Here is a 13,377-nt window from a genome sequence, read left to right on the forward strand (position 1 = left end):
GGCCATCGAAGACGTATCAGTCGCGATACCCCGGCAATCCCCAATCCTGCAGTGGAAACTCTGCCAGCGAGCCCAACATCAGGTCCGCATGGGCGTATTGTTCGACGGGCATGTGCGAGTCCGGCACTGCCACGGCGTACATCCCGGCTTTTTTGGCGGCCGTAACGCCGAAGGGCGAATCTTCGAACACTAGGCAGTCTTTCGGGTCGACCCCGAGGTTGCGGGCGGCCACCAGAAAAATGTCCGGCGCTGGCTTCGCTGCCGTCACGTCCTGATGGTCTGCAGTCACCACGTGCCTGAACAACTCGAACCACGAACCGTGATTGCTCGTCTTCACGCCAAAGTAATGCAGCGAGGAACTGGTTCCCACGGCGATGGGGATGTTGTGTTTGGCGAGGTGTCGCACCAATGCCTCTGCGCCCGGCATGGGCTGCGCATGGGGGAAGCGCTCGTCGAGCATCGGCTGGCGCACGGTGAGGAATTCCTCGGCGGACATCGGCAGTTCGAGTGCACTGATCACATACTCGGCGAAGTCCTGGGAGCCACGCCCGATGGAGTGCTGTTTCACCGCCCAGTCGAAGGTCTTGCCGTGCCGTTTGGCGATGCTGTCGGTCACTTCGGTGTAGATGCCTTCGGTGTCCAGCAACAGGCCGTCCATGTCGAAAATCACCGCCTTGATCGGCCCTTTTGGCTTTTGCGCGTCGCTCATTTCGTCTAGCCCCTTTACAGATTGGCTTGCAGCTTAACGCCTTGGCAAAGGCTCTGGCTAGACGCGGCTGATGGTCGAACGAGCACGGCGCCAAGGCACAACGACTGCCAAATGCCATCGCCAAGTGCTAACCTCGCCGGGCTCTGGACGGCGCGAAGTACTGCCTGCTGTCGTGTTGACGGTGCCGGTATTGCGCAGATCAGGGAAGACATCATCTTTCAAGAACGGACATCTTCGAGTCGACACATGAAAAAATCAGTCAACATTGCCGTAGGCGTAGTCATCGTTGCCGGCGCACTTATTACCGCTGGCGCCTGGTACACAGGGACTCGCCTTGAAAGCGTGCTCGGTGAGGCTATCGAGCAGGGCAATCAGGAGCTCAAGACCGCATTCAGTAGCTACGGAGGCAGCGAAAGCATCGAACTGCTGTCGCTGGATCGTCACTTTTTCACCAGCACCGCCCATTACAAACTCACGTTCCAGAATCCCCAGTACAACGAGGGCCAGCCCATCGAGCTGCTGCTTGTGGATAACATCGAACACGGCCCTTTTCCGTGGAGCCGGGTGAAGTCGTTTAACCTGATGCCGGTGATGGCCGCCAGCAACATGGCACTGGAAAAGAACGCGTTTTCCGAGAAGTGGTTTGCCATGACCAGTGGGCAGCCACCGGTGACCGGGCACTTCAGCATGGGCTACGACCGCGCGGGCCAGGGCCGGGTGGAATTCCTGCCGTTCCAGTTCACCGATCAGGATGGTTTGTTCAAGTTTTCGGGCGCAACCCTTAACGGGTCGAGCAGCGCTGATGGCGAAAAACTCGAAGCTAGCGGCTTGCTGAACAGCCTCGAGGTGAGCGCCAACTCCCAGGACGGACCGGTGCAATTGGTGGTCAAGGACCTGACCTTCAACAGCGGCGGAACCCTGGGCAAGTCCGGTTTCTTCCTTGGGCACAACGACGCCAAGGTGGCCTCGATCTCGCTACAGTCCGGAGCTCAGTCACCTTTGCAGTTCAAGGATGTCGCCTATACCACGCTGTCGCAGGAGGTAGAGGGGCGCCTCAATGCGCAGATGAGTTACGACATCGGCAACATCAGCTTTGATAGCAAGGACATCGGGTCTTCACAAATGCTGTGGAAATTCGCCAATATCGACATCGCTTCAACCAAGAAACTGCTGCGGATCTATCAGGAAAAAATCGAGCCCCAGACCCAGGCGGCCTTGGCCCAAGGGCAGCTGTATACGCCACAGCTGAGTGCAGAGGATCGCGCGCTGTTGCAAGCTGAGTTCAGCAAACTGCTGGCGGCCAAGCCGTACATCGAACTGGAAAAGCTTTCCCTGAAAACCGCCAGCGGTGAGAGCCATTTCAGCCTGACGATGGACCTGGGCAGCCCGACAAGCTTCGATCAGGCAGGTTCGGAGCTGCTCAAACAGCTGCTCACTCAGGCAGACGCCAAGCTGGTGCTGTCCAAACCGATGATTCGTGACCTCGCCACCCTGCAAGCCAAACTGGCCGGGCAAACCGACCACGCTGCCATTGCGCAACAGGCTCAGGGCGCCGCCGACTCCGTGGGCGGGATGGCCGTTATGCTGCAACTGGGCAAGGTCGATGGCGACAATATCGTCTCCAACGTGCACTACGCCAATGACGTGGTCGACTTCAACGGCGAGAAAATGACCGCCCAGCAATTCGCCGCAGCCATGATGGGTAAAGCAGGAATGTTCATCGGCGGGAAATGACATCGCTCTGGCCCCTGCACAGCCTTGGCGAGCAAGCTCGCGCGCACAGGGTTTGTGCAGGGCGACAGTCTGTCTCTATGCCACAGACTTCGCCTCAGGAGTCAGGCCCGCTCTTTCCCACGAACTAGCGTTAGGCACCCGCTCTGTGGCAACCCCCCAACCCTGTAGGAGCAACCGGAGGCTACGACGATCGCGAGGGGGGCAACAGCTTCACGGCGTCTTCATCACACTGGCGGCTGGCGTGCGATCTCGATTGGCGCGTCGTGACTGTCGCGCTCGGGCTGTACGGTGCGCGATGACATCTCTGCCCTCAACTGCGGCAAGCATTGCGGATATTGCTTGGCGACGAAGCTGATCAGCCGCTCGCGCATGTGGCACCGCGCATCCCAACTGCGGGACGAATCCGCCGAACTCAGCAGTACCCTCAGTTGCATCGCTTTATCGGTCGTGTCGGTGACCTGCAGCACGCAGACCCGACCGTCCCACAGATGCGGAATTTCCTTGCAGATCCGTTCAGCCTCTTCCCGAAGCTCTTCCAGCGGCAACGCATAATCCACCCACAGAAACACCGAGCCAATTAGGCTCGACGTGCTGCGCGTCCAGTTCTGGAACGGCTTCTCGATGAAGTACTGCAGCGGAATCACCATCCGTCGCTCGTCCCAGATCTTCACCACCACATAGGTGCCGCTGATTTCCTCGATGCGTCCCCATTCACCTTCGACGATCACCACATCGTCCAGCCGAATCGGTTGCGAGATCGCAATCTGCAAACCCGCAATCAGATTGCCCAGCACCGGCTTGGCCGCAAAACCCGCTGCCAGACCCGCAAGGCCGGCAGAGGCCAGAAGGCTGGTACCGATCTGCCGCACCGGCGGGAAACTCATCAGGATCAAACCGGTGCCGAATAGCAACACCAGCACATTGAGGCAGCGCACCAGCACCCGCACCTGCGTCTGAATGCGCCGGGCTTGCAGGTTGTCTTCGATGTCCAGCGGGTTACGGATCGCCACCGCCTCGCCAATCGCCTTGACGCAGCTCAGCGCCAGCCAGGTGAACCCTGCCACCACCAACATGCCGTTCAGATGCCTTACGCCCCTGATCAGCATCAGATCATCAGGCGCGGAGGTCCAAACGGTTTGCAAGGCCAGCAGAGGGATCAGCCAAAGCGTCGGGGCTTCGGCGCGATATATCAGTTGCTGGGCGAAGACGAAGGATCGGGCCACACGGCGCATGCCCGCCAGCGCGATCCAGCGCCCCAACAGTGCGAAGCACACGGCGGCGGTAGCGGCAATCAGGGTGTTCAGCCAGGGTAACGGCAGGGCATTGAGCCAGGCCTGCGGAAGTATGTGTTCCATGCAGTTCGCTCGCGGGGAGATGGTTCAAAGACAAGAGGTGTGAGCCCTCAAGACTGCCAAACGTTCCCCCTCAATCGGACATTCGCCGAAATGGCAACGGTCTGTCAGCCGCGGGCCAGAGCGCGTGAGTCAATAAGGCCTGGATAGGCGCCGGCTCGCGGCCGGTTTTCCACGAGCACGGAAAGCAGCTGATCGATGAACAGGCTGCCGCACCCGGCGCTGGTGTCGACCACGAACTCAGGCTCGAGCGGCGGCTCATACGGGCTGTCGATTCCGGTGAAGTTGCGTATCCGCCCTTCGCGCACGGCACGGTACAAACCCTTGGCGTCCCGACGCATGCACTCACTCAGCGGCGTGCTGACATGAACTTCGATGAACTGGCCCTGGGCGAAATGCTGTCGGCAGGCATCGCGGTCTGAACGGTAGGGCGAAATCGCCGAGACAATCACGATCAGTCCGGCATCCACCATCAGCCTGGCGACCTCCCCGATGCGCCGGACATTCTCGCGCCGGCTTTCTTCGCTCATGCCCAGATCGTGACAAAGCCCCCGGCGCAGCCGGTCGCCATCTAGCAGGTAACTGTGCAGCCCGTGGGCGACCAGCGTCTGATCCAGTCGATTGCCCAGCGTGGTCTTCCCCGCACCAGACAGACCGGTGAACCAGACGCAACAAGCGCGCTGCTGCTTGAGCGACTCGCGCTGCACCTGCCCGACCGTCAGCGGTGAATCGATGATCAAGGGACGCGCTTCGGAGCGTGGGTCAGTCATAGGAAAACAGCTCGTAGTCGCGGGCATAGACCTCGCGGATCCGCTTGCGTGAAGCAACGGAGCACAGCTCGCTGGTTTGATGGCGTGGGTCGGACGAGCGGTTGAGGTGGCGAAGTGGGACACTGATCCCGAGACGCTCACACAGCGCAGTAAAATCCGATTCCAGATGTTCCTGGCGCCCGATGAAATCCACGGCAATGTGGCCCATGGTGTTTTGCAGAAAATGGTATTGAGGCGCGAAATGTATTTGCTTCGATATATTCTCCGCGTGCAACCAGCCATTGATGAACGTATCGAAGCCGGAATAACGGCTGACCAATTCGAAAGCCGCTCTATCTCGGGGTTGCGGGTTCTGTAATAAGTAATGATAAGCCGACAGTGCTCTATGTAATGGATCGCGTACAAAGCCAAACTTGAAGTATTGCTCATAACGCTCTTTGAACTGCTTCTCGTACCAATAGAGCGGCAAATGACCGGTGGGCGTGTCGCCGAAGATCGACATCGCCACGCTGCTGCCGGCGCATTTAGGGACGTGAATGAAAATGCATTCGAAATGGTCGAAAGCCTCGGGGAACCGGGCCTTGCGCGATAACGTCTTGTTGACCACCTGACGGTCCACGACAGAAAGCCGCTCCAGCAGAAACTCACGCTGGGCCTTTGGAAATAACTTCCAGAGTAGATGGTTCATGGGGGATGACCTGTAACGGGTATGGAGCGAAGCACAGGTTACAGGGAGTTCAATAAGATGGGTGAACTTTGCAAATAATTTACGTTGACAGATTTTAATGTATTGGCCTGTAAGTTTTTGTATAAAGGCAGGTACTTTTGGGCTGGTTTACATAAGCATTCAACAGGTGAATTACGGCGCATTACGTAACTGGTTGGCTCAGGATTTCTCTAGCCCTCGCTCGCACCTGGCAGGGGAGATTTGCGTTAAGCTCGTATAATCGAGAACGGCTCGAAACTCATCGATCTCCGATCCTTCATAACTACGCCGCTGCGTGTCGAAGCCTACACCGGCATTACAAAGAACCGTGACATACCGGGACATCGAGCCGCATACCACCGCTCTTGAAATAGGCAGAATCGCTTCTCACCACGTTATCAAGGTAGATGGCACGAGGCAGATGGGTATGCACAGCTTGCAGAAGAATGGCCAGCTACCAAACTTCTAATTGGGCAGTGGCTGGCCGATGATAATTTCGACGCCAATGGTCGCCAGCACACCTCACTACGGTTACAGGTGGGGCTAGCAGTTCGACGAGCATACCCTTTTGACACCTCGCCTGTGGCGATTGAGGCCCTTATGCAAACTTCGCTGGATCATCTGGTCATCGTGGCGCCTACGTTGGAAGCGGGTGCCCGCTTCGTGAGTCAGCAACTGGGTGTGGAACTTCAACCAGGCGGTTGCCATCCGCTTATGGGAACCCACAACAAACTGCTGCGGCTAGGTACACATTCTTATCTAGAAGTGATCGCTATTAACCCAGCGGCCCTGCCTGCGGATCGGCCTCGGTGGTTTGGCCTGGACGGGCTGCCAGACAACGTGCCTCCTCGTCTAGCCCATTGGGTCGCTAAAACCGACACCTTGAAAACGCTTAACCCAATATTCGCAGAGGTGGTCGGCCAGGTGCAGCCCATGAGCCGAGGCGAGCTGTGCTGGGATATTACAATTTTAGCGGACGGCAGACTGCCTCTGGAGGGGGCCGCGCCCAGCCTTATCCAATGGGGACAGCCGGTGCACCCTGCGGCGATGCTTGAAGATAAAGGCTGCTCATTACAGATGCTCGATATCTTTCATCCTGCGCCAGAGAGAATTAACCACCTGCTTGCGGCCATGAATTTTTCCGGGCCAGTTCGACTTCATAGGTGCGATAGCATTGAGGCGTCACGCTTGGTTTCCTGTATCGAAACTCCAAGTGGCCTCAGGAATTTATAGGCCATAGCTCGCACCATCGATGCGGCAGCAGTTGATCAATCTCACTGGCGCGCTGCGTCGGAAGCCCCATGAGTGCATCTTTGAGATAGGCATGCGGATCATGCCCATTCATACGCGCCAGCTGGATCAAACTCCAGATCGCCGCCGCCCGTTTACCGCTACGCAGCGACCGGCCCTAATCAGGTCAGAATGCGGCCGCTTTAGCCGAGCCCCAGCATGTGCTTCAGCCGCTGCAAAAAAGCCATACAGGCGCTGTCTTCGTCATCGAAACGTTGTTCTTCGGTGCGCAGACCCCGCTCGCTGTACAAAATCTACCACTGGCCTTCCTCGATGATGCATAGCGCTTCGTCTTTGACTTCGCCGATGCCGTAGCTGTCGGCAGGCGCCTGGATTTTTTTCAAGCGCTGGGCCAACTCATGGCGATCCACATTTGCCCCCTTTTTTGACTTCTCTCAAATGTCCTGAGTCGATATAGGATTGGACGGACTTATCAAACTCGAACTGCCGCCCATAACCCAGTTCAGCGAACCACGGCGCGATTTTGCTGGAAGATACGTTAGGAAGAGGCTTCATTACCTCATAAACCGTGTGAGGCTTGAGATGCGTGCCCGGCGCCAGCGCGCGCATGCTGTAGGAGTGCCGACGGGGACGGTGCATGCACCGGCTGGGTCGAGCCCGGCTCAAGGTGATGATATCGATGGGGCCGAGCGCCCAAGGTTGGGTGGCCAATAGGGAATCAGCGCAGTGCTTAAACCGAGTGGATCGACGTAAGCCATCGGGTTAGGTACGTACGCATACAGTTTGAAGCCGCCCTGTAGACCAATCGGGTCCTTGTTGGTGAACAGACCGATATCCGGATCGTAAAACCTGAAGGTGTTGTAGCGCAGGCCTGTCTCGCGATCGAGGTATTGGCCTGGTGCTGCGATCACCCCTGCGTCATGCCATATGGCTCGAGGTCATACGCGCTCGTACCAATGAGACCGGACGGCGTAGTCGAAACATTCTCAGCTTAAAAGCGCATACCTTTGAACGGGCTCCAGCCCTGCTCACCTTTAACCTCTTTAAGGTAATAGGCGTAGTTCGTGACAATGGCGTAGCCCATAGAAAAACCGAAACCCAAGCCATTGTTCAAAGCGCTTGGGAATTGAACGCCCAAGATTGCAAAGATCGCCGTCAGCGCGGCATAGATTAAGAACATGCAGGCCAAAAGGGTTAAATTCTTTTTCCAGAGGCCAAGCACGAAGAGGTAAATCGGACCAAAGAAGAATGCGATGATGTTGCTATTGATCAAGAACTTTTTGCCAATGGTAGGCATTGCTTTGAGTGCTTGCTTGTATCGGGGGTCATTTGGTGCGCCATAGGTTTCGAAAAAGTTGAAACGTTCCTGCCATTTGGCGCTGTGTTTACTCGTGCCTTGAAGCTGTTCTGTGGTGCTCATGATTGCTGTCCTTTCTTTTCCATTAATGGTTTCTTCCGGTAACTCCCTTCATCTTGCCGCTCGGCGTTATTCCTCCAGATTCAGGTCCTATAGTCGATCACCACTCAGGATTTTTTCTCTTTGGTACCCAGCACATCACGGATGCTGTCTACGACGTTGCTGTCCTTGATCACGTCGTTGAGCCAGCCTTCGAGCGGCATGTTGCCCCACTTGATTGCGCGTTCGATCAGATAGGGCACAGGGCTTTGTGGCTCGGTCTGTTTGAAAAACTGGGCGACGCCGGCAAGCATGGTGAATGCCTCATCGCGGGTCAGCGGGGCAGTGCGCAGCGGTGCCGACGCGTTGTCTTTGACGGTCGTGCTCAGGGCTGGCCCCGCAGTGTGTTGATCGGCCACTTCAGCCGCAGGTTCGGATGGTGCTGGCGGCTCGGGGGTATTGAGCTCGACGCCGCGGTCCTTGAGCAGCTTCTCGGCAAGCTGCGCAGCTCGGGCCAGAATCTCGCTCAGTGCGGCGAAGCTGGGCGCCTCGCTTCCAAACAGCTGGTTGGCAGTGGCTTGCAGTTGACGACAGGCGTGCAGGCTGTCGGTGATCTCCGAGGCCTTGAGCAACAGGTGCTCGGTGTCGGTCAGTACCACCGAACGCTGGAAGATTTCAGCGTTGATCTTGCCCTCGTCCAAGGCGGTGCGCATGGCTTGCTGATTTTGCAGGGCTAGGTTCTCGATATGCCGGGACTCGTCGTAGCGCAACAGGCCGAACTTGTCGCCCTGGGTGATCGGCAAGCCGCCGACCACGTCTGCCAGCGTGGTTTTCAACCAGGCTAACCGTGCAGCACGCTCTTCGAGACCTTCATCAAGAGGCGGAAAAAGATCGTCCCAGAATTGCTGCAGAATTTTTTCGGCGAGGGTCAGGCCAAATGTGATGCCGACGAAATGATAACGGTGCGCCAAGGCTTCACTGAGCCAAGCGACGAGCATAAGGTCCTTGCTTTGCTGAGCAAGCCCCTGTGCAGCCAGGGTGATGGTCAGGTCCCAATCCGACGACTTCAGATCGGTCTGCCAATCACCTTGGGTCAGGTAGTCAGGGTCTGCTCGACGAGCCTCTTTGACATTGTCGAACAGCGTGGAAAAGCTCATGTCTTCGCCGCTTCCTCCGTTGATCGGCGCTGTCAGTTCGGTCAGTGAAAGGTCGTTGAGAAATTCAGACATGGTCAACTCGGGAATAGATAAAAGAACACCACGCCGATTGCTTCGGCATGGTGTTGAATACGAGCCACCGCGAATGGCGGCGGCCCATGTCGACTAATCGATTACGCAAAAACCTTGTTGGCTGTGCGGTCCCAGCCGCCAGTCACGTTACCGCCACCCTGGCCATCTGCACGGCTCTGCTGGGTGTAGGTGGTTTTGATGCGAGCGAAGTTGAAGCTGATCTCTTCGATCGGCAGGTCGCTGACGGCTTTGTCTTCACCGTCCTGATTGCCACCGGCGACGGCCTTGACCGAGGACACAACCACTTCTTCGAGGTTGATGGTCAGGTAGGTCAACTTGTCGCCGCCGGCGCGGTTGACGTTCAGCTGGATCTTGGCGATGTGAGTGCCTTTGCAGCATGCTTCGAACAGCTTGGCAGAGGCCTTGTCGACGGCCTTGCGAATGCTGAAGTCGCTCAGTGCAACACGCTCGGACGACGCACCGCCCGAAGAGCTGGCAGTAGCGGAAGTCGCTTGTGTGGCGCCGTACTCGTAGCCGAGCACTTCGATCCAGTCCTTGTGCTTGTCATCCAGTACTTCACCTGGAATGCCGTCGATCTGAATATATGCGTCAAATGCCATTTCTTGATTCTCCATTTCTTACATTTTGAGGGCTAGCCTTACCAGCGGCCAGATCACAGCCCCCCTGATTCGACCTCTTTGAAGCTTCAAGAGAGGTCTGTTGCCGCTGCCTGTATCTCCGCTCTCAGAGGTCCAGGCGCCGGTTTCTTGGTGTGACGCGCGTCAATTGAGCGCGCGCACTTCGATTTCTACCCGTCGATTGGGTTCAAGGCATTGAATCAACTGCGCCCTTGGCAGCTGCATGTCGCATTTGACCAAAGGCTTTTCGCTGCCTTCTCCTATCGCATCGACCAGTTCGGCAGGCACACCCTTGCCCACCAGGTAAGTTTTGATGGTTTGGGCGCGCTGTTTGGACACCTGCATATTGCCTTGCGGATCACCCAATTGGTCTGCGTGTCCGGCGATGATGATCTTGCCGATGTTGGGGGTGCTCAGCAGCTTGCCGGCGATGGCGCTCAGCTGGCTTTGGCCCTCGGTTTTCAGGCTCTGGAAATCGGCGCGTGCGAAGGCGAACAATGTGTCGGACTCCAGGGTGATCGTTTCGATCGAACGCAGCGATTGCGACAGCAGGCTGTTGATGTAATTGCGCGAGCTGGAAACCAGGAAGGCGTTATCCAGAATCCTCGGCACGTCAGGCTCATGGATCTGATCGTTGTAGAAGTTGACCTGGCGGCTGGCCAATTCGTAATCGGTTCCCGAATTCACCGCAACGCTGGCTGCGGTCATGGTCTTCCCTGTCTGCCGGGCGATGGCCGGATACCAATAATCGGGGATCTTCGCTTTGAGGAACGCCGGATCAGCTTTCTCGCGTTGCGACCGCGACAGCATCACGTAGGTCTCAAGGGTGGCCTTGCCGAAGTCGGCGATCGAGTGAGCGCGGTTGTCGCCTGGCAGCGCGCGTGGTTCAACGCTGTCGACATTCGTTATCGGCATCAAGTCCTTGGCATTGCGCTGATAGACCTTGATCGTGGTCAGCAGGTACAGCGAGCGAGTCAGGTTGTCTGCAGTGGGTTTGAGCATCACCGTTTCAAGTCTGCTGAAGTAGCGGCTGCGCAGCACGGGCTCGATCTTGTAGCCCTGATACAGGCCCAGACGCATGCGCACCGGCACGCCCTGATCGTGATGCTGCGCGTAATAATCGGAGGTCCAGAAACGCATCCGGTCCAGGGTCTGCCAGGATGTGTACTGTTGCGTATTGGACTTGTCCTGAGCCGCAGCAGCAGTCAACTCGGTCGAGATGTTCTCGATGACAGTCTTGTTGTTCCAATACGACCAGCCCCACAAACTGCACAGCAGTAACGCCACCAGACTCGCGCCACCTACCCACGCGGCCTTGCGGCGACGTTCACGGAAATTGGTGGTGTAAAGCGCGACCAGATGCTGGTCCGGGATGATGACCTTACGGAAAAGGCTGTTGATGAACAGCGGCTGCGGCTGCGCGTCGATACCGGTGGCCGTTTGCTCGGCTTCCAGGGAAAAGCGTTCGCTGACCTGGCGGGTGTGGCTGCCCAGTTCCGGCGCATCGGCATCCAGTGCGCTGGTGAAATAGAAGCCACGCAGCAGCTCGGCGTTTTGATAAGGGTTGGCACGCAGCAAGGCGTCGACGAACAGTTGCAATCTGGGCTTGAGGGCTGCCAGTTCAAGGGGGAATCGGTACACGGCCGAATCCTGACGCGTGATCTGGATATCTTGCAAAACCAGCTGCTGGCTGGCTACATCCTGCCAATAACGAATGAGCTCATCCATGGCAACGGCAAAGCGCTGCCCCCAGTCGGTTTTTTCGTAATCCTTGTGCGTGAAGGTTTTGCCCATGACCTCGCCGCGGGCCACTTCGTCCAGTCGGCGATAAAACGCGCTGAAGCCCGGTACCAGGTCACATTTGGTGAAGACCAGATAGACCGGTAGACGTACTTCGAGCAGCGAGTAGGTTTCCTGAATGCGCTCGCGTAAACGCTTGGCCAAGCGCTCCTGATCCTCAAGCGATGTTTGCAGGATGTCGTGGATACTCACCGTCACGATCAGCCCGTTGAGGGGCCGACGCTGGCGATGCTGGCGCAGCAATTGGAGAAAGGCGCGCCATTTGCCCGCTTCCTCTTGGTTGTTCATGTACCGCCCGGCGGTATCCAGCAGGACCGCTTCCGAGCTGAAGAACCAGTCACAGTTGCGTGTGCCACCCAGCCCTGCGACCCGAACGCCTTCACGTTCGGCGTAGGGAAAATTCAGGCCGGACTGATACAGCATGGTGCTTTTACCAGCCGCCGACTGACCCACCACCAGATACCACGGCAGTGCGTAAAGCGCGTCCTTCGCATTGGTACCGCGCGGCTTGTTACTGTGCAGACGCTCGATGCTTTGCAGCAGCCGCTCCCGCAACAGGCTGACTTCCTCGCGGTCGGCGGGGCTTGCATTGAGCACCGCCTGATCGGCGTCCTCGCGCAACAAACCTTCCAGGTTGGGATGCCGCGAAGCGCCCCGGTACAGCAGCAGAACATAACCAGCCGAAAGCAGCAGAAACAGCCCGATGCCCGCCAGCAGGCTGTTCAGCGAATCGAAGCCCAATGCGCGACCGATTGACCAGACGATGAAGATCATCAGGAAGAAGCAGATCCCCAGAACGTAGGGTTGGTAACGCAGGAAGTAATACTTGATCTTGTTCATACAGACTTCACATCCGGCGCGTCGACAAAGCGGTCGATGACGTCATAAAGGGGGCTTTCGGCAGTTGGAAACTCAGGCGATTGGTGGTGTTCGTCGAACGCCCCGAAGTTCGCCAATACGTCGTAATTCTCGGTGCGGTCGCGGTTACCCGTCAGTGCGGCATAAATGCCTGGATTGCTTCTGGAGGGGAAGCAAAACAGTTTTGGACGCATGAAATCGTCTGCCAGCAAACTCACGCTAGGGGAGGCGCGACTTATGCTCATTCGCCTCAGCAAATCGACCCACAGATCGGCGGTCGGATTCTTCAATCCGCGTTCGGCGGGAAGCGGCAGAGAGATACTGAGTGCATCCGTATGTCGCAACTGTCGACGCAATGCGTGAAGCCGGGTCAGCGCCGCATTAGTGATGAATTCGGGGTACGAGTTCTTCAGCGCATCGGCGATGTCCCGCAGATTGAAGTTGCGCAGGAATTTGTCGTGCACCTGACGGAATAGCGAAAAATCCTGGCCCTGTAACGGTCGCAGTGCCTTGATTTTTTCGAACAGAACGGTGGGATGCTCACCCTGCACGCCGCGATGCAACAGCGGTTTGATCTGCGCACAGAACAGTTCGCTCAGCGTGAACGGATTGATCAGCGGCTCGCTCTGCGCCGCGTTCACCTTCTGAAAGATGAAGAAGGGATAGCGCCGATGGCTTGAGTCCATCGAACTGATCAGGCCGCCCAGCAGCCAGTTGCCCGAGCGTGCCCGGTAGGAAAAAAAGCACACCGGCAGGCGGTCGAACAGCGCTCGCCAGTCATCACGAGGATGAATGGCCGCCAGTGAGGTCTGAAGCCAGCCGTCGAACTCGCAAACCTCATCAGCTGCGCCATGCAGGCTGACGAAGTCGGCGCTGGCCGGTATTTTCCCGAAGCAGCCGATCATTGGTCGCTCCCTGGGTGCTGGGTCCGGTC

General features: G+C 57.4%; 12 protein-coding genes and 2 pseudogenes. 2 read left to right on the top strand and 12 right to left on the bottom strand.

Annotation, left to right across the window (positions count from 1 at the left end; translation table 11 throughout):
* Positions 1 to 16: 16 nt before the first annotated feature.
* Positions 17 to 709: an HAD-IA family hydrolase gene (locus EC915_RS23710; protein ID WP_133752914.1), complete on the bottom strand. Its 693-nt coding sequence runs from the start codon at positions 707 to 709 to the stop codon at positions 17 to 19.
* Between the two features lie 246 nt (positions 710 to 955).
* Here EC915_RS23710 and EC915_RS23715 point away from each other — a divergent pair, with 246 nt between their 5' ends.
* Positions 956 to 2,443, top strand: a complete 1,488-nt coding sequence (locus tag EC915_RS23715; RefSeq protein WP_133752915.1) for a YdgA family protein — start codon at positions 956 to 958, stop codon at positions 2,441 to 2,443.
* Positions 2,444 to 2,667: 224 nt separating this feature from the next.
* Here the strand turns inward: EC915_RS23715 and EC915_RS23720 are convergent, their stop codons facing one another.
* The 3 genes from EC915_RS23720 to EC915_RS23730 all read right to left on the bottom strand — a co-directional run bounded on the left by EC915_RS23720 (position 2,668) and on the right by EC915_RS23730 (position 5,253).
* Positions 2,668 to 3,798, bottom strand: a complete 1,131-nt coding sequence (locus EC915_RS23720) for a mechanosensitive ion channel family protein (protein WP_133752916.1) — start codon at positions 3,796 to 3,798, stop codon at positions 2,668 to 2,670.
* A 104-nt stretch (positions 3,799 to 3,902) separates the two neighbouring features.
* The gene (cysC, locus tag EC915_RS23725) at positions 3,903 to 4,565 is read right to left on the bottom strand and encodes an adenylyl-sulfate kinase (protein ID WP_133752917.1); all 663 of its coding nucleotides are present in this window, start codon (positions 4,563 to 4,565) and stop codon (positions 3,903 to 3,905) included.
* A complete protein-coding gene (locus EC915_RS23730; protein WP_133752918.1) occupies positions 4,558 to 5,253 on the bottom strand; it encodes a sulfotransferase family 2 domain-containing protein in 696 nt (231 codons plus the stop codon). Before EC915_RS23730 ends, cysC begins: the two co-directional genes overlap by 8 nt.
* Positions 5,254 to 5,871: 618 nt before the next feature.
* On the opposite strand from EC915_RS23730, the gene EC915_RS23735 reads away from it, so the two are divergent.
* Positions 5,872 to 6,504, top strand: a complete 633-nt coding sequence (locus EC915_RS23735) for a VOC family protein (protein ID WP_133752919.1) — start codon at positions 5,872 to 5,874, stop codon at positions 6,502 to 6,504.
* Here EC915_RS23735 and EC915_RS23740 read toward each other — a convergent pair.
* From EC915_RS23740 to tagF, 8 genes and pseudogenes are all read right to left on the bottom strand, one after another.
* Positions 6,491 to 6,673, bottom strand: a pseudogene (locus EC915_RS23740) (transposase domain-containing protein); the annotation flags it as partial. The gene EC915_RS23735 and the pseudogene EC915_RS23740 overlap by 14 nt on opposite strands.
* A 245-nt stretch (positions 6,674 to 6,918) precedes the next feature.
* Complete coding sequence (locus EC915_RS25740; RefSeq protein WP_133752920.1) at positions 6,919 to 7,161, bottom strand: TNT domain-containing protein; 243 nt, start codon at positions 7,159 to 7,161, stop codon at positions 6,919 to 6,921.
* Between the two features lie 95 nt (positions 7,162 to 7,256).
* Positions 7,257 to 7,418, bottom strand: a pseudogene (locus tag EC915_RS23755) (RHS repeat-associated core domain-containing protein); the annotation flags it as partial.
* 95 nt (positions 7,419 to 7,513) lie between these two features.
* Positions 7,514 to 7,942, bottom strand: coding sequence for a DUF2628 domain-containing protein (locus tag EC915_RS23760; protein ID WP_133752922.1), 429 nt, complete (start codon positions 7,940 to 7,942; stop codon positions 7,514 to 7,516).
* A 104-nt stretch (positions 7,943 to 8,046) separates the two neighbouring features.
* Complete coding sequence (gene tssA, locus EC915_RS23765) at positions 8,047 to 9,147, bottom strand: type VI secretion system protein TssA (protein ID WP_133752923.1); 1,101 nt, start codon at positions 9,145 to 9,147, stop codon at positions 8,047 to 8,049.
* A 101-nt stretch (positions 9,148 to 9,248) separates the two neighbouring features.
* Positions 9,249 to 9,767 (bottom strand): type VI secretion system tube protein Hcp, encoded by a 519-nt coding sequence (locus EC915_RS23770; RefSeq protein ID WP_133752924.1) that lies wholly within the window; start codon positions 9,765 to 9,767, stop codon positions 9,249 to 9,251.
* 162 nt (positions 9,768 to 9,929) lie between these two features.
* Positions 9,930 to 12,425, bottom strand: a complete 2,496-nt coding sequence (tssM, locus tag EC915_RS23775) for a type VI secretion system membrane subunit TssM (RefSeq protein ID WP_133752925.1) — start codon at positions 12,423 to 12,425, stop codon at positions 9,930 to 9,932.
* Positions 12,422 to 13,348 carry a type VI secretion system-associated protein TagF gene (gene tagF / locus EC915_RS23780; protein ID WP_133752926.1) on the bottom strand — a complete coding sequence of 309 codons (927 nt, stop codon included), beginning with the start codon at positions 13,346 to 13,348 and terminating at the stop codon, positions 12,422 to 12,424. Before tagF ends, tssM begins: the two co-directional genes overlap by 4 nt.
* Positions 13,349 to 13,377 lie beyond the last annotated feature (29 nt).

Source organism: Pseudomonas sp. LP_7_YM, assembly GCF_004364435.1.
GTDB lineage: Bacteria > Pseudomonadota > Gammaproteobacteria > Pseudomonadales > Pseudomonadaceae > Aquipseudomonas.

Coding starts and splice junctions, on each gene's coding strand:
- EC915_RS23710 (WP_133752914.1), bottom strand. CDS start 709: ATGAGCGACGCGCAAAAGCCAAAAGGGCCGATCAAGGCGGTGATTTTC.
- EC915_RS23715 (WP_133752915.1), top strand. CDS start 956: ATGAAAAAATCAGTCAACATTGCCGTAGGCGTAGTCATCGTTGCCGGC.
- EC915_RS23720 (WP_133752916.1), bottom strand. CDS start 3,798: ATGGAACACATACTTCCGCAGGCCTGGCTCAATGCCCTGCCGTTACCC.
- cysC (WP_133752917.1), bottom strand. CDS start 4,565: ATGACTGACCCACGCTCCGAAGCGCGTCCCTTGATCATCGATTCACCG.
- EC915_RS23730 (WP_133752918.1), bottom strand. CDS start 5,253: ATGAACCATCTACTCTGGAAGTTATTTCCAAAGGCCCAGCGTGAGTTT.
- EC915_RS23735 (WP_133752919.1), top strand. CDS start 5,872: ATGCAAACTTCGCTGGATCATCTGGTCATCGTGGCGCCTACGTTGGAA.
- EC915_RS25740 (WP_133752920.1), bottom strand. CDS start 7,161: ATGCACCGTCCCCGTCGGCACTCCTACAGCATGCGCGCGCTGGCGCCG.
- EC915_RS23760 (WP_133752922.1), bottom strand. CDS start 7,942: ATGAGCACCACAGAACAGCTTCAAGGCACGAGTAAACACAGCGCCAAA.
- tssA (WP_133752923.1), bottom strand. CDS start 9,147: ATGTCTGAATTTCTCAACGACCTTTCACTGACCGAACTGACAGCGCCG.
- EC915_RS23770 (WP_133752924.1), bottom strand. CDS start 9,767: ATGGCATTTGACGCATATATTCAGATCGACGGCATTCCAGGTGAAGTA.
- tssM (WP_133752925.1), bottom strand. CDS start 12,425: ATGAACAAGATCAAGTATTACTTCCTGCGTTACCAACCCTACGTTCTG.
- tagF (WP_133752926.1), bottom strand. CDS start 13,348: ATGATCGGCTGCTTCGGGAAAATACCGGCCAGCGCCGACTTCGTCAGC.